This window comes from Modestobacter sp. SYSU DS0875, assembly GCF_054050915.1.
This window is the reverse complement of sequence record NZ_JBJHAH010000042.1, coordinates 1-17,941: the sequence shown is the minus strand read 5'-3', so window position 1 is coordinate 17,941 and position 17,941 is coordinate 1. Positions and strand designations below refer to the sequence as shown.

Sequence of the window (17,941 nt, the reverse complement as noted above, 5' to 3'; positions counted from 1 at the left end):
CCTTACCGACGGGTAAGGCTACGCCGGGTCACCGCCCGCCGGACGGCCGGCGGCCCGGAATGTCGATCTCACCGGTTTACGCCGTAGACCGGCACGGGTACCCGCCAGTCCAACGGAACGGCGTCCACCGAGACCACGGTGGGCCCACCCGCGCGACACCGACCTGGGCGCCCCCGGGCGCCCCTGCGCCGTTCCGCGACCAGGCACGAGCAGACCGGCCGACCCCGGCCGGCCATGGTGCGCGCCCGGTCGCGGACCCGGCCGAACGACCAGCTCCACCCACCACGAGCCCGACGCACGACGAGGAGGAACGATGACGCACTCCATCGACACCCCGACACAGTCGCCTTCGAGCGGGGCGACCGACCGCACGGGCACCCCGTCGACCAAGGACGCCACCAAGGACCAGGCCAAGAACGTCGGCCACAGCGCTGCCGAGGCGGGGGGCCAGGTCGCCTCCACCGCCGCCGACCAGGCCAAGCAGGTCACCCACGAGGCCGGCCGCCAGGCGCAGGACCTCGTGGCCCAGGGCCGCCAGCAGCTCACCGAGCAGGCCCGCAGCGGGCAGCAGAAGGCCGGTCAGGGCCTCAACGACATCGCGACGCAGCTGCGCAACATGGCCCAGGGCAGCGGGGAGGCCCCCACCGGCCCGGCGGCCGACGTGGTCCGCCAGGCCAGCGACAAGGTCGAGCAGCTGGCCAGCTGGGTGCAGGACCGGGAGCCCGGTGACCTGCTGCAGGACGTCCGGTCCTTCGCCCGCCGCAAGCCGGGTGCCTTCCTGCTCGGTGCCGCCCTCGCCGGCGTCGTCGCCGGGCGGCTGACCACCGGCGCGGTGGCAGCGCACAAGGACCAGAACGGCTCCGGCCAGCCCGCTGGCGGCTCCGACCGTCCCGCCACGGGTGGCAACCACGTCGCCGGCACCCCAGCGACCGGCTACGCCACCACCGAGACCGCGGGGTACGCGACCACCGGTACGACCGGATCGGTCCCGCCCCCGCCGTACGGCACCCTGCCGCCGGAGGGCACCACCGCCGCCCCCACCGCCGGCGCCGGCTGGGACGACCCGTCCCGCACCCCCGGTGAGGGCCGGCTGTGACCGCCCCCGGCAACCAGGGCTACGGGCAGGCAGGTACCGGCTACGCGTCCAGCGGCGCCACCGGCTACGCCGCGACCGAGCACTCGGACAACACGGCACAGCCGATGACCGATGCGGGGCACCCTGACGTCGAGCAGACGTCGGTCGGTCAGCTGCTGAGCGAGGTCAGTCGGGATCTGTCCACGCTGATGCGCCAGGAGCTGGAGCTGGCCAAGGCGGAGCTGCGCCAGGAGGCCACCGAGGCCACCGACGTGGTCAAGGGTCAGGCGACCCGCGCCACCGACGCCGCCAAGGGCGAGGCGACGAAGGCCGCCAAGGGCGCCGGGATGCTCGGCGGCGCCGGCTTCGCCGGGTACATGGTGGCGTTGTTCCTCAGCCTCGCGCTGATGTGGGCGCTGGCCAGCGTCATCCCCACCGGCTGGGCCGCGCTGATCGTGGCGGTCGTGTGGGGGCTGGTCGCCGCCGTCCTCGCTGCCATGGGCCGCAAGAAGCTGAAGGACGTCGACCCGAAGCGGGTCTCGCAGGAGATCGACTTCTCGCAGCTCAAGAAGGTCGACCCGAAGCCCGAGCGGACCGTGGACACGCTCAAGCAGGTGCCCGACGCGCTCAAGCCCCACTGACCTCTTCCCGGCTAGTTAGACAGGAGTTCCCTCATGACCAGCAGTGACCCGGACGCGATCCGGCGCCAGATCGAGGACACCCGCGCCAACCTGAGCTACGACGTCGACGCGCTGAACGAGAAGGTCAGCCCGACCCGGGTGATGGACCGGCGCGTCGGCCGGGCGAAGGGCACGATGTCCGGCCTGAAGGACAAGGTGTTCGGCACCGCCCACGACGCCCGTGACCAGGTGAGCAACCGCGCCTCGCACGCCCAGGGCAGCGCCCAGGGCGCCGCGCACAACGCCGCGGGCAACGCTCAGGACGCCGCACACAGCGCCATGGACACGGTGCAGCACGCGCCGGAGACCATCCAGCGCCAGGCCCAGGGCAATCCCTTCGCCGCCGGGCTGATCGCCTTCGGCGTCGGCTGGCTCGCCTCCTCCCTGCTGCCCACCAGCGACAAGGAGAAGCAGTTCGCCTCCCAGGCCGAGTCGGCGCTCAAGGAGCACTCCGAGCCGCTCAAGGAGCAGGCCAAGGAGCAGGCCAGGAACGTGGCCCAGGAGATCGGCGACAACCTGAAGCCGGCCGCCATGAGCGCTGCGGGGTCGGTCCTGTCGACCGCCGCGGAGGGCGCCAAGAACGTCAAGGACGAGGGCCAGCACGCCGCCCAGGACGTCAAGGGCCAGGCCCAGGAGTCCCGCGAGAAGGTCCAGGAGAAGTCCTCCTCCTGATCGGCCGCAACACCCCGTCGGGCCCCGGTGCAGTCGCACCGGGGCCCGACGTGCGTCCGCAGCCGGCCTGTCCACCTCATCTCCACGGGTGAGGGACCGGGTGGCTCCCCTCCAGCAGTGCCACCGATCTGACGTTCCCGAGGCGACGGACTCCGTCCCGACCGGGGACGGGCCCTGCCCGCAGAGGAGCGCTGGCCGTGGACCGCGACACCGTGGATGCAGCCGCACGCGTGCTGGTCGCCGACGACGAGGAGGACATCCGGCTGCTCGTCACCCTCGCGGTGCGCAAGGCCGGCTGCACGCTCCTCGGTTCGGTCGCCGACGGCGCCCAGGCGCTGGCCGTCGCCCGCACCGAGCGACCGGATCTCGTGGTGCTCGACGTGTCGATGCCGGAGCTCACCGGGCTGGAGGTCTGCGCCGAGCTGCGCGCCGACCCGGCCACCGCGGGCACGCAGGTGCTGCTGCTGTCCGCCGGCGCGTCGCCCGACGACGTCGCCCGCGGGCTCGCCGCCGGCGCCGACGCCTACCTGCCCAAGCCCTTCACGGTCGCCGGTCTGGTCGCCGAGGTCCGCCGGCTGTGCTCGTCGGGCGGCCCCGCATGACCGCCCTGCTCCGGCCGGCCGCGGCCGGCACCACGCCCGGCGCCGCTCCCCCGGCCACCCGGCTCGCCCCCACGGCCCTGGCCGCCACCGCCGTCGTGGCCGTGGCCGTGCTCCTCACCCGGCCGGGCTCGCCGGTGCTGCTCGGCGCCGCCGGGCTGACGGCCGTCCTCGCCGTGGTCGAGCTCGCCCGGCGCCTGCGCGAGCAGCTCGCCGCGTCCGCGGCCCTGGAGGGGCAGCGGCGGGAACTGGTGACCCTCGGGCAGTCGACCGCCGAGGAGCTCGAGGTCGCCACCCGGATGATGCGCGCCCGGGCGCAGACCATGACCAGCGTCATCGACGCCGTCACCGAGCAGTCCATCATCGGCACCGACCCCGACGGCGTCATCCGGGTGTGGAATCCGGGGGCCGAGCGGCTGCTCGGCCTCCCGCGCGCAGACGTGGTGCGGCAACGCAGCATCACCGAGTTCCACGACCCCGAGGAGCTCCAGCCCGGCGCCGACGCCGACCCGGCCGCGCGCTTCGCCGCGCTCGTCCAGGTGGCGCGGGAGGAGGGCAGCGACGTCCGGGACTGGACCTACCTGACCGCCGACGGCCGGCGGCTCACCGTCGCCGTCGCGATCACCCCACGCACCGACGACGACGGCGAGCAGGCCGGCTGGAACTTCGTCGCCACGGACATGACCGAGGCGCGGGCCAGCGAACGGCTCAAGGACCAGTTCGTCAGCCTGATCTCCCACGAGCTGCGCACCCCGCTGAGCTCCATCCTCGGCTACCTGGAGCTGGTCCTCGACGACCCCGACCAGCCGCTGACCGAGGAGCAGCGCCAGTACCTGGGCACCGTCGAGCGCAACGCCCAGCGTCTGCTGCGGCTGGTCGGTGACCTGCTGTTCACCGCCCAGGTGGACGCCGGGAAGTTCACCCTGCAGCCCGAGGACGTCGACCTCGCCGCCGTGGTGCGCGCCGCCGAGGAGACCGCACGGGTCACCGCGGCCGCGCGCGGCATCGCCCTGGCCGTGGACGTGCCCGCCGACGGCCTGGTCGTGCGCGGGGATGCGCTCCGGCTGGGCCAGGCCTGCGACAACCTGGTCTCCAACGCGGTGAAGTTCACGCCGGCCGGTGGCTCGGTCACCCTGCGCCTGCGCCCGGCCTGGCAGAACGACACCGGCGCGGAGACCGACCCCGGAGCGACCGGTGCCCGTCCCGTCGCCCTGCTGTCGGTGAGCGACACCGGCGTCGGCATCCCGGCCGGTGAGCAGGGGCGGCTGTTCACCAGCTTCTTCCGCGCCTCGACCGCCCGGCGCAACGCAGTCCCCGGGGTCGGTCTCGGGCTCACCATCACCAAGGCGATCACCACCGCGCACGGCGGCACGCTCGACGTGACCAGCGCCGAGGGGCGCGGCACCACCTTCACCCTCACCCTGCCCCTGAGCTGCTGAAGGGCCCCGTCCCCCGCCCTCCTCGCGAGCTCGGGCCGAGCCTCCGGACGGGGCCACGGGGAACCTGCGGTTCCTTGCGGTTTTCTTGCGGATCGCTCGCGGGAGCCCTGCGGAAGGGCCTCCAGAGTCGTGTCTGTCGCCGGGAGCCCCCGCCGACACCGGCACGAGACCAGGGAGACCCGCCATGAGCGCCACCGCCACCGCCACCGCCACCCGCGGCCGCACCGCCCGCAAGATCCTCGGCTCGCTCGGCGTCGTGGGCGCCGCCGCCGCCGTCGCCGGCCTCGGCACCTTCGGCACCTTCACCGACAGCACCACCCCGCTGAACGCGTCGGTCAGCACGGGCACGCTCTCCATCGACCTGAACCGCGCCGGCACGACCACCCTGCCGATGAGCGCCGCCGGCTTCGTGCCCGGCGACTCGCTCAGCCGCGCGGTCGACCTGAGCAACACCGGCGACCTGGCCTTCTCGGGGCTGGTGCTGCAGTCGACCGCAACGACCAGCAGCATCCTGGACAGCGACCCGACCAACGGGCTGCAGATGACCGTCAGCTCCTGCCCGGTCGCGTGGACCGAGTCGATCTCCGGCAGCACCGCGACCTACTCCTGCGCCAGCCCGAAGTCGCTCTACTCCGGCCGGGCCGTGGCAGGCGCACCCATTGCGATCAACAACCTGAACAGCCTCGCCGTCGGCGGCACCGACCACCTCGTGGTCACCCTGTCGCTCCCCGACGCCGCCGGCAACGAGTTCCAGGGCAAGACCTCCACCCTGGCGCTGAGCTTCACCGGCACGCAGGCCAACGGCACCGCGCGCTGACCCGGCGCTCCCCCACCCGCTGACACCTTCCCGGAGGAACCGCCATGACCACCGCCCTGCTCGCACCCCCCGCACCCACCGCGGACGCACACCCGCGTCCGGCGCAGCAGCTGACCCAGGCCCCCCGCCCGTCGGGCGCCGGGAAGCGGGCCCTGGCCCGGGCGTCGCGCTGGACGGTGCGGCTGCTGGTCGCGCTCGCCGTCCTGCTCTTCGCGGTCCTGGCGATCGGCCCGCACGCCTTCGGGTACCGCACGATGACGATGCTGACCGGGAGCATGTCGCCGGTCATCGACCCGGGTGACGTCACGATCGTGACGCCGCTGCCGGTCGACGAGGTCGAACCCGGGATGATCATCGCCTACCACATCCCGATCGACGACCACCGGCTCGTCACCCACCGGGTCCTCTCGGTGGAGCACGGCGAGAACGGCGCGGTCACCGTCGAGACCAAGGGCGACGCCAACGACGCGGTCGACCCGTGGCAGGCCACGCTCCAGGGCGACACCGCCTGGCAGGTCCAGGCCGTGGTGCCCGAGCTCGGTCACGTGATCGAGGCGCTGCGCGCCCCGGTCGTGAGCCAGGCCCTGGTCTACGGCGCCCCCGCGCTGCTGGCGGGCTGGCTGCTGCTCACCATCTGGCGCCCCGCCGAGACCCCGGACACCCACTCCGAGGACGAGGAGGAGGGCCAGTGACCCGGCTCCGGCACAGCCTGGTCGTCGGCGCCATCGCACTGGCCACCGTGCTGGGGCTGACCCTCCCCGCCCAGGCCGCCTTCTCCGACTCCGCGAGCACCACCGCCGCGGTCACGACCGCCACGGTGGCCCCCGTGACCGGCCTCAGCACCGCCGGCAGCCGCTGCACCCCCGACGGCCGGCTGGAGGTGCGCCTCAGCTGGCAGGAGAGCACCACACCGCGGATCGAGAGCTACCGCATCCAGGCCGCCACCTTCTTCGGCCTGGTCAACGTCACCGCAGGGACCGTTCCCGCCGGCCAGACCGGTTTCGCCGCCGACGTGGGCAGGACGAACTGGGGCGGCTACTCCTTCACCGTCACCACCACCACCGACTACGGCTGGACGGCCGAGTCCGCACGAACGGCCACGATCCGATGCTGACCGCTCTGGTGATCGACCCCTCCGCCGCCGGCCGTCGGCAGGTCACCGGCCTGCTGGAGCTCACCGGCTGGCAGGTCCACGAGGCCGGGGACGCGGAGGACGCCCGCTGGCTCGCCGGCGCCGTCGCCCCCGACCTGGTGGTCACCGCCGTCGAGGTGCCGGGCGCCGAGCACGGGCCCGCCCTGCTCACCGAGCTCCGCGCCGCCGGCTGCACCGCCCGTTTCCTGGTCGTCGCCGAGCAGCCCACCGCGCAGGTGCGGGCCGCCGCCGTCGCGGCCGGTGCGCTCGCCTGCCTGGCCGCCCCGGTCGACGCCCGCCCGCTGCTGGACCTGGTCCGCCGCCGCACGGCGCCGATCGCCGCCACCGCACCAGTCCCCCGCGAGATGGTCGACGTGGAGGACCTGCACGAGGCCGACCTGGACGCCGAGCTCACCGAGCGGCTGCACCTCATGTACGACGACGCGCTGGCCGGCCGGCTGTCCGCGATCAGCACGGGGATCAGGGTGGGCGACCCGCACGCGGTCGCCGCCGCCGCGCACACCCTGGCCGGCACCTCCGGTCAGCTGGGCCACCCCGAGGTCGCCGACGTCTGCCGGGCCATCGCCGCGGACGCCCGGCGCGGGATCATGGCCCACGGCCGGCTGGCGGAGCTGGCCGACCTGACCGACGTCCCCCGCCGGGCCGCCGCCGCCCGCCGCGGCCGGCTGGCCTGGGTCGCCGACGCGGTCAGCCTGCAGGGCGCCGGCCTGGCGCTCGCCGCCGACGCCGCCGCCGGCCGGCTCGCCGCCCGCCGCGCCGGATCGGCCGCCTGACGGCTCGCTGGCAGGTCAGGCGACGAGGCGGTAGCCGACTCCCCGGACGGTCTTGATCTCCGGCGAGTTCAGACCCGCCGCGGTGAGCTTGCGGCGCAGGTTGGACATGTGCGCCTCGACCAGCCGGAGGTTGCCCTCCCAGTCGGTCTGCCAGACCTCGCGCAGCAGCGTCTCACGCTGCAGCACCCGGCCGGGCCGGGAGACCAGCGCGGCCAGCAGGTCGAACTCGGTGCGGGTCAGGTCGACCGTTGCGCCGTCGACCCGCACCTCGCGGCTGTCCGGGTCGACCTCCAGCTCGGCCAGCCGCTGCACGGAGTCCTCGAGGGCCGGCCGCGGCTCGGGCACCGCCACGGTCCGCGGCCGCCGGAGCATGGTCTGGACCCGGGCGACGAGCTCCCGCGGTGAGAACGGCTTGGACATGTACCCGTCCGCGCCGACGGCCAGCCCGATGAGCAGGTCGACCTCCTCCGCGCGGGCGGTCAGCATCAGCACGTAGCAGTCGGTCTCGGCGCGCAGCTGCCGGCAGACCTCCGTGCCGTCGGCGTCCGGCAGCCCGAGGTCCAGCACGACGACGTCGGGGACCTCCCGGCGCACCTCGGCCAGGCACTCGGCACCCGTCGTCGCCTCGCGGACGTCCATGCCCGCCCGGCGCAGGACGGTGACGACGAGCTCGCGGATCTCCTGGGTGTCCTCGACGACGAGGACCGACTGACCCGACACGACCTCTCCTCCGCAGACGACGACTGCCCCGGACGCACGGGGCGTCCGGGGCAGTCATCGACATCCGGGGCGGTGCTCTCCAGTGGGCCGGGGGGGCACCCGCCCCGAACGGGTGAACGGCTCAGATCACCTGCTCGGTCGGCAGGATGGTGATCTCGGTCAGGTTGACGTGCCTGGGCACCGATGCCATGAAGGCGACGGTCTCCGCGACGTCGGCGGAGGTCAGCACGTCGATCTGGGCGATCAGGTCGGCCATCAGCTTGCTGGCGTCCGGGTCGGTCACGTGATCGGGCAGCTCGGTGTCGACCATGCCCGGCTCGATCGTGGCCACCCGCACGCCCTTGCGCCCCAGCTCGGTGCGCAGCAGGCGGCTGAGCTGGGTGACGTAGGCCTTGGTGCCGGAGTAGACCTGGAACTTCTCCAGCACCCGGACCGCGGCGATCGACGAGGTGGTGATCAGGTCGGCAGGCCGCCCCTGCGCGGCGACCTGCTCCAGGTCACGGACGAAGGCCTGGATGGTGTTCATGACGCCGGTGACGTTGAGCCCGATCTGGGTGTCCCAGTCCTCGACCTGCAGGTCGGTGATCGAGGAGATCAGCTGCACCCCGGCGTTGGCGAAGACCAGGTCGACCGTGCCCCACTCAGCGGCGATCCGCTCCGCCGCGGCGGCCAGCGCCGCCCGGTCGGTGACGTCGGTCGGCAGCGCGAGCGCGGTGCCGCCGGCGGCGCGGATGGCGTCCTCGAGCGCGTCGAGCCGGTCGCCGCGGCGGGCGAGCAGCGCCACCTTCGCGCCGAGACCGGCGAGCCGTTCGGCGGTGGCGGCGCCGATGCCGCTGGACGCACCGGTCACGACGGCGACGCGGCCGGCCAGCGGGGAGCCGGCGATGAGCTGGGTCCTGGTGTCAGTGGTGGTGTCGTTCATGAACACCACTCTGTTCGGGGCCGACGAGCCTGTCGTGGCCGTGTCACTCCCCTGTTACGCGGCCTCACTAGCCTGCACGCCGTGCCGTCCACCGAGCTCGGTGAGTTCCTGATCGCCCGCCGCGCCGCCACGCCGCCGGCGCCGGACACGCCGCAGGGGATGCGCCCCCGCCGGGTGCCCGGCCTGCGCCGGGACGAGGTCGCCGCCCAGGCCGGGGTGAGCGTCGACTACTACCGGCGGCTGGAGCAGGGCCGGGAGAAACACCCCTCCCGCCCCGTGCTCGCCGCCCTGGCCCGCACCTTCGGGCTGACCCTGGACGAGGAGCAGCACCTGTACTCCCTGGCCGGGGTGGCGTGGCGGCTCGGCCCGGACGACGTCCGCCGCCCGGTCGACCCGGCGCTGCTGGAGCTGATGGCGTCGTGGCGGGAGTCCGGCGCGTTCGTGCTGGACCCGGTGCTGGACATCCTGGCGATGAACGCCCGCGCCGTGGAGCTCTTCGCGCCCTTCAGCGACACCACGAACCTGGTGGAGATGGTGATGCTCGACCCGGTGGGGCGCACGTTCTTCGTCGACTGGGAGACCGCCGCCCGCTCGTCGGTGGCCAACCTGCGGGCCAGTGCCGACTTCGCCGCGACGCCGCGACGCTTCGAGGAGCTGGTGCGGCGGCTGACCAGGGCGAGCCCGGCGTTCGCAGAGCTGTGGGCCCGGCACGAGGTGAAGGTGAAGACCTACGCCACCAAGGACCTGATGCACCCCGCGCTGGGGCCGCTCACGGTCGGCTTCCACGCCTTCCAGGTGCCCAGCGCACCCGGGCACCAGCTCGTCGTCTATCAGGAGCTGCCGGCCACCCATGCGGGCGGCCAGCTCGACGACCAGCCCGCCGAGCGGACCGCCCAGGGCTGACCGGCAGACGGCTGCAGCCCGGACCCGGCGGTGGCCGGGCCCGGGCTGCAGCCGGGCGGTGTCGCGGGTCGGTGCGGTCAGACCCGCGCGGCGAGCACGTGGTCCCGGGACTCCCGCACCTCGCGCCGGAGCGCGTCGAGGTCCACGTCGAGGACCTGGCCGTCCCACTTGCGCACCCGGCCGGCGATGAAGACGGCGTGCACGTTGCGCGGGTCGGCACCCAGGACCACCGTGCCCACCGGGTCGTTGAGCGGCATGGTGTTGAGGTCCTCGGCACCGATGACCAGCAGGTCGGCCTGCTTGCCCGGGGTGATGGACCCGGTCGTCTCCTCCAGCCCGTTGGTCCGGGCGCCCTGGAGCGTCGCCAGGTCCAGCACGTCCGCCGTGCCGATCCGCACCGGCTCCCGGTCGGTGCCGTGGACGGAGTTGACCGCACGCATCCGCTGGATGGCGAGCAGCGCGCGCATCTGGGTGAACATGTCGCTGGCCAGCGCGACCTCGACGTCGATGCTCAGGCCGGGACGGATCCCCACGGCCAGCGCCTCGTCGATGGCCGGGATGGCGGTCTCCAGGCCGATCTGCGCGTCGGAGGTCGGGGCGAGCGCCACGGTCGTCCCGCTGTCCGCCATGGCCCGCCACGCGTCACCGGTCAGCCCGGTGCAGTGGATGAGGGTCACCCGGGGCGACAGCAGCCCGGCCCGCTCCCACTCCAGGATCGCGGCGGAGGACGTCGTGCCGAACACGGCGTCGACGCTCACCCCGACGCCCAGCTCCTCCGCCACACGGGCGAGCCGCGGGCCGTAGGCGAGATCCGGGCCGGCGATCTCGTCGGTTGCCAGGGTGGCCAGCCGCAGGGTCAGCAGTCCGTCGCCGGAGCTGAAGTACCGCTCCTTCAGCCGGGTCAGGTCCGCCGGCCACTGGTGGTCCCAGTTCCCGAAGTGCGGCCGCATGGAGGCGTGCACGCCGCGGATGCCCGTGTCGGCCAGCGCCTGCACCGCACTGTCGGAGTGCTGCGCACTGCGCGCGTTGTGCGCGAAGTCGAGCATGCAGGTGATGCCGCAGTCGATCGCGGTGAGCGCAGCGAGCTTCGTGCCGGTGTAGACGTCTTCGGGCCGGTAGGCGGGGGCGATCCCGGCCAGTGTCGTCGTCACGTACTCCCCGAGGTCGTTGACGTCGGGCATGACCCGGCGGAGCTGCCCCTCCCAGGCGTGCCGGTGGGTGTCCACGAAGCCCGGGCAGAGGATGCGGCCGGCGACGTCGACGACCAGCGCCCCGGCCGCCGCCGGCGTGCTGCCCAGGTCGGGGCCCACCGCCTCGATCCGGTCGCCGTGCAGGAGCACGTCGCCGCGGGGCAGCACCCCCAGGGCCGGGTCCATCGTGACGACGGTGCCGCCGGTCAGCAGGACGCGGCGGTCGGGGTCTGCGGAACGACGGCGCAGCTGGTCGAGCAGGGCGCCGCTCGAGGAGGGGTGGGTGCTCACGGTGCTCCCTCGGTCGATGTGGTCGGTGCGGCGGGCAGCGGTGCTCATCGGCGGGTCATCCGGTAGCCGGCGTGGTGCAGGACGCCGTCGCGGACCTCCCCGAACGCCCAGAAGCCCAGGTCGTCGAGGTAGTCGATGCGGTCGCCGTCCACCCAGTACCGCCCCTGGAAGGCGTGCGGGCGGCCACCGCGCGTCTCGTCGTACCGGCCGTCCACGGTCAGTTCCTGCTCCAGGAACCCCGTCTCGTCGACCCAGGTCCCGACGTGGGGGTGGATCCCGTTGCGACCGGCGGTCATCGGCTGCCCGCCGTCGCCGGGACGCTCGCCCTCCGCACCGAGGGGGAGCCCCCGGAAGCGCAGCACCCGCCCGGCCGACAGCAGCGTGTCGAGGTGCCCGGCCCGGTGCTCGACCGGTCCGTCCGGGGTGCCCGCCGGTTCCTGCAGCCGCACCACCGCGACGTCCGCGCGGGCGCCGGGGGTCAGCGAGCACCCGGCCCCGGGCGCGGTGAAGTCCACCCGCGCCGGCAGGACGACGGTCCCGGCACAGTCGACGACCAGCATGCCGTCGTCGCCGGCCGCGCTGAGCAGCCCCGGTCCCACGCCCACGATCACGTCCCCGCCGATCAGGACGTCGGCCCGTTCCCAGTCACCCAGGCGGGGGTCCATCGAGATCACCGCACCGCCGGCCAGCAGCAGGGGCCGGGCCTCCCCAGCCGCACGCCGGAGGATCTCCTCCCGCGTCCGCTCGTCCTCGGCCGGCAGGCCCGCGGCCGTCGTGTCGGTCGTGGCAGTCGCCATCGTCGTCTCCTCGGTCTCTGGACGTCCGCCGCCGATCACGTCCGGCACCCGAGGTGACCCCGTGGACGTGGTCCGGCAGCGGTGAGCGCGACCTCCGCGCTCCGTCCCGAGCGTGCCGAGCCGGGGCCGCCGGAGGGAGGCCGCGTCACTCCCCCCATCCAGCGGCGCCGGACGCGTCAGACGAAGGCGCCCATCCCGGTGATCGAGCGGCCGACGATGAGGGTGTTCATCTCCCGGGTGCCCTCGTAGGAGTACAGCGCCTCGGCGTCGTTGAAGTACCGGACGACGTCGTGGTCCAGGACGATGCCGTTGCCGCCGAACAGCTCCCGGGCCATCGCGACGGTCTCCCGGCCGCGGCTGGTCACGTAGCTCTTGGCCAGCGCCGCCTGGTCGTCGCCGAGCGCGTCGACCTCCTGCAGCTGGGAGATCCGCACGGTCATGCCGAGGCTGGCGGTGACGTTGCCGAGCATCTTGGCCAGCAGGTCCTGGATCAGCTGGAAGCCGCCGATCGGCCGGCCGAACTGCTCCCGGCTCTTCGCGTAGGCGACCGCGGCCTCGTAGGCGCCGACCTGGCAGCCGACGCCGCTCCAGGCCACCCCGCCGCGGGTCACCTTCAGCACCTTGTTGACGTCGCGGAAGGAGTTGCCGCCCTCGAGCTTGTTCGCCGCGGGGATGCGGCAGCCGCTGAAGGTGAGGTCGGCGTTCTGCACCGTGCGGAGGGCGAACTTGTCCTCGATCTTCGTGGCGGTGAAGCCGGGGGTGCCCTTCTCCACGACGAAGGTCTTCACCTGGTCGTCGGCGACGTCGCGGGCGAATACCACGACGACGTCGGCGAAGGTGCCGTTGCCGATCCAGCGCTTGGCGCCGTCGAGCACCCAGGAGTCGCCGTCCCGCCGGGCGGTCGTGCGCATGCCGCGGGCGACGTCGGACCCGCCCTCGGGCTCGGTCAGCGCGAAGGCGCCGATCGTCTCCATCCGCATCATGGCGGGGATCCAGCGCTGCCGCTGCTCCTCTGACCCGAGGACCATGATCGAGCCCATCGCCAGTCCGTTGTGCACCCCGAGGAAGGTGGCCATCGAGGCGTCGACGCGGGCCAGCTCCATCGCCTGGAAGCCGGTGAACAGCCGGGAGGCGCGGGGGCGGCCCGCCCAGTCGTAGGAGCGCCCGACGATGTCGGCCTCGGCGAACTTCGGGATCAGGTCCATCGGGAACTCGGCGGCGGCCCAGGCCGCGTTGACCCGCGGCTCGACCTCCGACTCGAGGAACTCCCGGAGGGCCAGCAGCTCCTTCTGCTCCTCCTCGCTGAGCAGCGACTGGAAGGCGAAGAAGTCGGCGGGCAGCAGCAGGTCGGTGGTCACGCGGGGTGCCTCTCTCGTGGTCGGCGTCGACCCGACCGACGGTACTACTCGCCAGTAACAAGAATTCGGCGGTCGCCGCTTCGGGCGGCGCGTCGTCGGCGGTGACGGCCGGCCGCGGCCGCGGCCGCGCGCCCGACCGACCCCCTTGCGTGCGACCACCGGGCAGCCCAGCGGGTCACCGTCGGGCGGAAAGCACCGGATGTCCGGGTGTGCCGCGGCGGCGAGCAGGGCAGGGACCGGGCACGTCCGCCGGGCCGCCCGGCGATCCACACCACAGGAGATGACGACGATGAGCCGAGCCACCCTCCCCGGTCACCGGTCCCGCTGGCGCGCCGCCGCGGCCGGTCTCGCGATCGCGGCCGTCTCGTTCAGCACCGCCGCGTGCGGCGGCGTGCAGGGCGAGGACGGCGGGAGCAGCGTCGTCGAGGACGGCGGCGAGCAGGAGGACGGCGGCGAGCAGGAGGACGGCGAGGGCGGTGGCGGGGGCGGTGGCGAGGACGACTGAGCCGCCCTCGGCCGTCGGGCCGTCGACGGGCGGAGGGCCCTGCTCGTGGCCAGCGGGGCCGCTGGCAGGGTAGGCGGCGGGGTCCGGCCTGGTGCGCCGTCGTCCCCAGGCGGTGTGCTCGTCCACCGGTGGCGTGGCCGGCGCCCACCGACGACGCCGCTCCCCCATGCTGGGACACCCGATCGACCAGGAGGTCCCATGCAGGCGACGACCGCCGACGACGTGCTGCGACTGCTGCTGGCCGGCGGTCGGCTGGCGGCCGAACCCGGGGTCCGGGTCGCCGACCTGGACCGGGTCGTCGTCCGGCTGACCAGCCGGGACCCGGGGGTGGACACCGACGGCCAGGCCCAGCGGGTGCTCAGCGACCTGCTCCCCCACCTGTGGGAGGCAGGCTGGCAGCCGGCGGACGTCGTGCACGTGGTGCGCCACAGGGCCACCCAGCGCGCCGCGCGGCTGGTGGCCACGGTGATCGCCGGGTCCGTCCCGCCCGGCGGTGGGGCCGCGCCGGCTGCCTGGTCGGCCCAGCTGGCCGCGCTGGACGCCCGCGGGGGCACCGTGCTGGAGTGGTGGCGCGCCGAGGGCGTCGCCGCGTCGGCGGCCTGGCGTGAGGTGCTCCGGGTGATCGGCGTGCTGCGAGCCCTCCCCCGCGTCGAGGAGTTGTTGCCGCCGCCGTCCCGGTGGTCGGCAGGGGCCACTCCCGACCCGGCCGTCGTCACCGACGAGCGGGTGCTCGGCCGCATCCGCGGACTGCTGGCCAAGGCGGAGTCCACCGAGTTCGCCGCGGAGGCCGAGGCGCTGACCGCCAAGGCCCAGGAGCTCATGGCCCGCCACGCCATCGACGCTGCGATGGGCGGCACGCCCCCCGGGCCCGGCGAGGGCGGGGTCACCGCGCGCCGGTTCCACCTCGACGACCCGCACGTGGAGGCGAAGGCGGCGGTGCTGCAGGGCGTGGCCGCGGCCAACGGCGTGCGGGTGGTGCTGATGCCGTCGTTCGGCATCGCCACGCTGGTCGGCTTCTCCGCCGACCTGGACCTGGTCGAGCTGCTCGTCACCTCACTGCTGGTGCAGGCGGGCCGCGCGCTCGACCTCGAGTCGCGTGAGGGCGGCGCCCGCACCCGCTCGACGGCGTGGCGACGGGGCTTCTGGCTGGCCTACGCCGCCCGCGTCGCCGAACGGCTCACCCAGGCGCGTGACGCCGCACGCGCCGAGGCGCGGGCCACCTACGGCGGCGCGCTCGTGCCGTTGCTGGCCGACCGGGAGACCGCGGTCGACCGCGCGGTCGAGGAGCTGTTCCCCCGTGTCCGGCGGCGGCAGGGGCCGATGGTCGACCCGGCCGGCTGGGACGCCGGGCGGCGGGCCGCCGACGAGGCCGACCTCGGCGGCGGCCGCAGCGCCCTGCCCAGCACGTGAGGTGCTGGAAGGGGTCCTTCTTCAGGTGAGCACGTCGAAGGTGGAGCCCACCTCGGACATCAGCATCGCCTGCTGGGTCAGGTCGGTGGCGGTGCTGATCCACCCGGCCACGTAGAGCAGCTGCTCCGGCACCGCCTCGTCCAGCGACGCCACCCCGGCGGCCAGTGCCGCCTGCCCCACCGCGTTGCACGCCAACACCATCATCGTCATCGACCCCTTCCGTCCCAGGAGAGGTCGGCACTCCCGGCCGGAGCTTGAGCTCCGGCCGCCCGATCGGGCGGCCGGAGCCCCCGAAGGGGTCAGGCCAGACCGGCGAGCAGCATCCGCAGCAACGCCTCGTAGGTGGCGGCCGGGTCGGGCGTGAGCACCGCTCCACCGAGCTCCAGGCTCACCGCCCCGTGCACCGAGCTCCAGATCAGCTGCGCGGCCTCGACCGGGTCCCCGTCGCGGAGCGCACCGCGCGCCATCGCGTACCGGACGTGCTCGACCAGCGCCTCGAAGGCGGCCGTCGCGTGCCCGAGGAGCTCGTCGGCACCCTCGGTGGGCAGCGGCCGACCACCGAACATCGCGCCGTAGTGCTGTGGCTGAGCCAGCGCGAACCGCCGGTAGTTGCGCCCGCTGGCCAGCAGCCGGGCGAGCGGGTCCGGGTCGGCGTCCGCGGTGACCGCGGTTCGCAGCCCGTCGAAGCCGCGCACCAGCACCGCGGCGATCAGCCCGTCCTTGCTGCCGAAGCGGTTGTAGACGCCCATCGGCGCCACCCCCGCCTCGGTGGCGACGGCCCGCACGGTCACCGCACCCAGCCCGTCCCGCACCAGCACCCGCTCAGCGGCGTCGACGAGCGCCTGCTCGACCGCTCGGCTGGGGGTGCGCCCGGCGCCGGACCTGACATCTGTCACGACCTCATCCTGCTGCACCGATCCCGCTTGCCCGGCTGTAGAACGTCGTCCTAACGTTATGGCACATTGTTCTACGAGCCGGAGGCCGCGATGACCACTCCCCCGCCCGCACCTGCCACCCGTCGGTGGTGGGTGCTCGCCGTGCTCTGCCTGTCCGTGCTGCTGGTCAGCATCGACAACACGATCGTCAACGTCGCACTGCCCACCATCAGCCGGGAGCTGTCGGCGAGCACCCGCGACCTGCAGTGGGTCGTCGACGGCTACACGCTGGCCTTCGCCGCGCTGCTGCTGCTCGGCGGCGCGCTCGGCGACCGGTTCGGCCGGCGACGCGTGCTGCAGTCCGGGCTGGTCGCCTTCGCCCTCACCTCCGCGCTGGCCTCGACCGCGACGAGCACCGACCAGCTCATCGCCGGCCGCGCCGCGATGGGCGTGGCCGCCGCCGCGATCTACCCCGCGACCCTCGCCCTGCTGGTCACCACCTTCACCGACCGTCGCGAGCGGGCCACCGCCCTGGGCATCTGGTCCGCGGTCACCGGCCTGTCGGTGGCTATCGGCCCGGTCACCGGCGGGCTGCTGCTCGAGCACTTCTCCTGGGGCTCGGTCTTCCTGGTCAACCTGCCGGTCGCGGCGGTCGCCCTGGTCGCCGGCCGGCTGCTGGTCCCGGAGTCCCGGACGCCGCGGGCACACCGGTTCGACCTCGCGGGCGCGGGCGCCTCGGTGCTCGGCATCGGCCTGCTGGTCTGGACGACGATCGAGGCCCCCGGGCACGGCTGGGGGTCGGCGACCACCCTCGGCGGCTACGCGCTCGCAGCACTGGCGGTCGCCGGGTTCGTCGTCCACGAGCTGCGCACCCGGGAGCCGCTGCTGGACGTCCGGCTGTTGCGCGACCCGCGGGTGTCGGTCGGCAGCGGGGCGATCGCGCTGGCCTTCTTCAGCCTGTTCGGGTTCATCTTCATGATCACCCAGTACTTCCAGTCGGTCCGCGGCTACGGCACCCTGACCGCCGGTGTGGCCACCCTCCCGTTCGCCACCGTCATCGCCGTCACCGCGCCGCTGGCGATCGTGGCGATGCGGGCGGTCGGCACCAAGCTCGTGGTCGCCGCCGGGCTGCTGACCATGGCCGCCGGGTTCGCCGTCGCCACCGGCACCACCCTGGAGTCCGACTACTGGGGCCGCATCGTGGTCGCGATGGTGCTCATGGCCGCCGGCCTCGGTCTGGTCACCAGCCCGGCCACCGAGGCGGTGATGGGTGCGCTGCGCGGCGACCAGGCCGGCGCGGGGTCGGCGGTCAACGACACGGTGCGCGAGGTGGGCGGCACCCTGGGCGTCGCGGTGGTCGGTTCGGTCATGAGCACCGTGTACGGCCCGGCGGTGGTCGACGGGCTCACCGCGGCGGGCGCCCCGGACCAGGTGGCCGGGAGCGCGGCCGACTCGGTCTTCGCCGGGCTCGCGGTGGCCGAGCGGCTCCCCGGCCCGGCCGTGACCGCAGTGCAGCAGGCCTTCCTCGACGGCGTCACCGCGGGCTCCTGGGTGTGCGCCGCCGCGAGTGCGGTCGGCGCGGTCGTCGTCCTGGCGTTCCTGCCCGCCCAGCACCGGGCCACCGAGCCCGCGGCGGAGTTCGCCACCGTCTGAACCCGGCGCGCCGTTGTGGGGGGGGGGGGGGGGGGGGGGGGGGGGGGGGGGGGGGGGGGGGGGGGGGGGGGGGGGGGGGGGGGGGGGGGGGGGGGGGGGGGGGGGGGGG

General features: G+C 74.4%; 20 protein-coding genes. 13 read left to right on the top strand and 7 right to left on the bottom strand.

Translation table 11 applies throughout. The features are described 5' to 3' along the window. Positions 1 to 313 precede the first annotated feature (313 nt). The 9 genes from ACI79Y_RS18435 to ACI79Y_RS18395 all read left to right on the top strand — a co-directional run bounded on the left by ACI79Y_RS18435 (position 314) and on the right by ACI79Y_RS18395 (position 7,208). Positions 314 to 1,096: a hypothetical protein gene (locus ACI79Y_RS18435; RefSeq protein WP_457159883.1), complete on the top strand. Its 783-nt coding sequence runs from the start codon at positions 314 to 316 to the stop codon at positions 1,094 to 1,096. Beyond that, on the top strand, positions 1,093 to 1,716 hold the full coding sequence (locus ACI79Y_RS18430; protein WP_457159882.1) for a phage holin family protein: 624 nt from the start codon (positions 1,093 to 1,095) through the stop codon (positions 1,714 to 1,716). The genes ACI79Y_RS18435 and ACI79Y_RS18430 overlap by 4 nt, the downstream gene beginning before the upstream one ends. A 33-nt stretch (positions 1,717 to 1,749) precedes the next feature. Further along, positions 1,750 to 2,427, top strand: coding sequence for a DUF3618 domain-containing protein (locus ACI79Y_RS18425; protein WP_457159881.1), 678 nt, complete (start codon positions 1,750 to 1,752; stop codon positions 2,425 to 2,427). A 197-nt stretch (positions 2,428 to 2,624) separates the two neighbouring features. Continuing rightward, the gene (locus ACI79Y_RS18420) at positions 2,625 to 3,029 is read left to right on the top strand and encodes a response regulator (RefSeq protein ID WP_457159880.1); all 405 of its coding nucleotides are present in this window, start codon (positions 2,625 to 2,627) and stop codon (positions 3,027 to 3,029) included. After that, positions 3,026 to 4,465, top strand: a complete 1,440-nt coding sequence (locus ACI79Y_RS18415) for a sensor histidine kinase (protein WP_457159879.1) — start codon at positions 3,026 to 3,028, stop codon at positions 4,463 to 4,465. Before ACI79Y_RS18420 ends, ACI79Y_RS18415 begins: the two co-directional genes overlap by 4 nt. Positions 4,466 to 4,649: 184 nt before the next feature. Beyond that, positions 4,650 to 5,282: a TasA family protein gene (locus tag ACI79Y_RS18410; RefSeq protein ID WP_457159878.1), complete on the top strand. Its 633-nt coding sequence runs from the start codon at positions 4,650 to 4,652 to the stop codon at positions 5,280 to 5,282. Positions 5,283 to 5,326: 44 nt separating this feature from the next. Next, entirely contained in the window at positions 5,327 to 5,974 is a 648-nt protein-coding gene (locus ACI79Y_RS18405; RefSeq protein ID WP_457159877.1) for a signal peptidase I, read from the top strand. Beyond that, positions 5,971 to 6,396 (top strand): hypothetical protein, encoded by a 426-nt coding sequence (locus tag ACI79Y_RS18400; protein WP_457159876.1) that lies wholly within the window; start codon positions 5,971 to 5,973, stop codon positions 6,394 to 6,396. Before ACI79Y_RS18405 ends, ACI79Y_RS18400 begins: the two co-directional genes overlap by 4 nt. Next, the gene (locus ACI79Y_RS18395; RefSeq protein WP_457159875.1) at positions 6,390 to 7,208 is read left to right on the top strand and encodes a response regulator; all 819 of its coding nucleotides are present in this window, start codon (positions 6,390 to 6,392) and stop codon (positions 7,206 to 7,208) included. Before ACI79Y_RS18400 ends, ACI79Y_RS18395 begins: the two co-directional genes overlap by 7 nt. A gap of 15 nt (positions 7,209 to 7,223) precedes the next feature. Here the strand turns inward: ACI79Y_RS18395 and ACI79Y_RS18390 are convergent, their stop codons facing one another. Both ACI79Y_RS18390 and ACI79Y_RS18385 read right to left on the bottom strand, forming a co-directional pair. Next, entirely contained in the window at positions 7,224 to 7,928 is a 705-nt protein-coding gene (locus ACI79Y_RS18390) for a response regulator (protein WP_457159874.1), read from the bottom strand. A gap of 121 nt (positions 7,929 to 8,049) precedes the next feature. Next, a complete protein-coding gene (locus tag ACI79Y_RS18385; protein WP_457159873.1) occupies positions 8,050 to 8,850 on the bottom strand; it encodes an SDR family oxidoreductase in 801 nt (266 codons plus the stop codon). Positions 8,851 to 8,931: 81 nt separating this feature from the next. On the opposite strand from ACI79Y_RS18385, the gene ACI79Y_RS18380 reads away from it, so the two are divergent. Then, a complete protein-coding gene (locus ACI79Y_RS18380; protein ID WP_457159872.1) occupies positions 8,932 to 9,753 on the top strand; it encodes a helix-turn-helix domain-containing protein in 822 nt (273 codons plus the stop codon). 77 nt (positions 9,754 to 9,830) lie between these two features. Here the strand turns inward: ACI79Y_RS18380 and ACI79Y_RS18375 are convergent, their stop codons facing one another. The 3 genes from ACI79Y_RS18375 to ACI79Y_RS18365 form a co-directional block, all read right to left on the bottom strand. After that, positions 9,831 to 11,282: an amidohydrolase family protein gene (locus ACI79Y_RS18375; protein WP_457159871.1), complete on the bottom strand. Its 1,452-nt coding sequence runs from the start codon at positions 11,280 to 11,282 to the stop codon at positions 9,831 to 9,833. After that, the gene (locus ACI79Y_RS18370; RefSeq protein WP_457159870.1) at positions 11,279 to 12,031 is read right to left on the bottom strand and encodes an Atu4866 domain-containing protein; all 753 of its coding nucleotides are present in this window, start codon (positions 12,029 to 12,031) and stop codon (positions 11,279 to 11,281) included. Before ACI79Y_RS18370 ends, ACI79Y_RS18375 begins: the two co-directional genes overlap by 4 nt. A 176-nt stretch (positions 12,032 to 12,207) precedes the next feature. Continuing rightward, positions 12,208 to 13,389: an acyl-CoA dehydrogenase family protein gene (locus ACI79Y_RS18365; RefSeq protein ID WP_457159869.1), complete on the bottom strand. Its 1,182-nt coding sequence runs from the start codon at positions 13,387 to 13,389 to the stop codon at positions 12,208 to 12,210. A 289-nt stretch (positions 13,390 to 13,678) separates the two neighbouring features. Between ACI79Y_RS18365 and ACI79Y_RS18360 the strand changes: the two genes are divergently transcribed. Next, a complete protein-coding gene (locus ACI79Y_RS18360) occupies positions 13,679 to 13,894 on the top strand; it encodes a hypothetical protein (protein ID WP_457159868.1) in 216 nt (71 codons plus the stop codon). Between the two features lie 198 nt (positions 13,895 to 14,092). Beyond that, positions 14,093 to 15,304 (top strand): DUF2786 domain-containing protein, encoded by a 1,212-nt coding sequence (locus tag ACI79Y_RS18355; RefSeq protein ID WP_457159867.1) that lies wholly within the window; start codon positions 14,093 to 14,095, stop codon positions 15,302 to 15,304. A gap of 21 nt (positions 15,305 to 15,325) precedes the next feature. Here ACI79Y_RS18355 and ACI79Y_RS18350 read toward each other — a convergent pair whose 3' ends face one another. Together ACI79Y_RS18350 and ACI79Y_RS18345 are read right to left on the bottom strand one after the other, a co-directional pair. Then, positions 15,326 to 15,514 carry a hypothetical protein gene (locus tag ACI79Y_RS18350; protein WP_457159866.1) on the bottom strand — a complete coding sequence of 63 codons (189 nt, stop codon included), beginning with the start codon at positions 15,512 to 15,514 and terminating at the stop codon, positions 15,326 to 15,328. A gap of 89 nt (positions 15,515 to 15,603) precedes the next feature. Further along, entirely contained in the window at positions 15,604 to 16,200 is a 597-nt protein-coding gene (locus ACI79Y_RS18345) for a TetR/AcrR family transcriptional regulator (RefSeq protein WP_457159865.1), read from the bottom strand. A gap of 90 nt (positions 16,201 to 16,290) precedes the next feature. Between ACI79Y_RS18345 and ACI79Y_RS18340 the strand changes: the two genes are divergently transcribed. Then, positions 16,291 to 17,832 (top strand): DHA2 family efflux MFS transporter permease subunit, encoded by a 1,542-nt coding sequence (locus ACI79Y_RS18340; RefSeq protein WP_457159864.1) that lies wholly within the window; start codon positions 16,291 to 16,293, stop codon positions 17,830 to 17,832. The last annotated feature ends 109 nt before the right edge of the window (positions 17,833 to 17,941 follow it).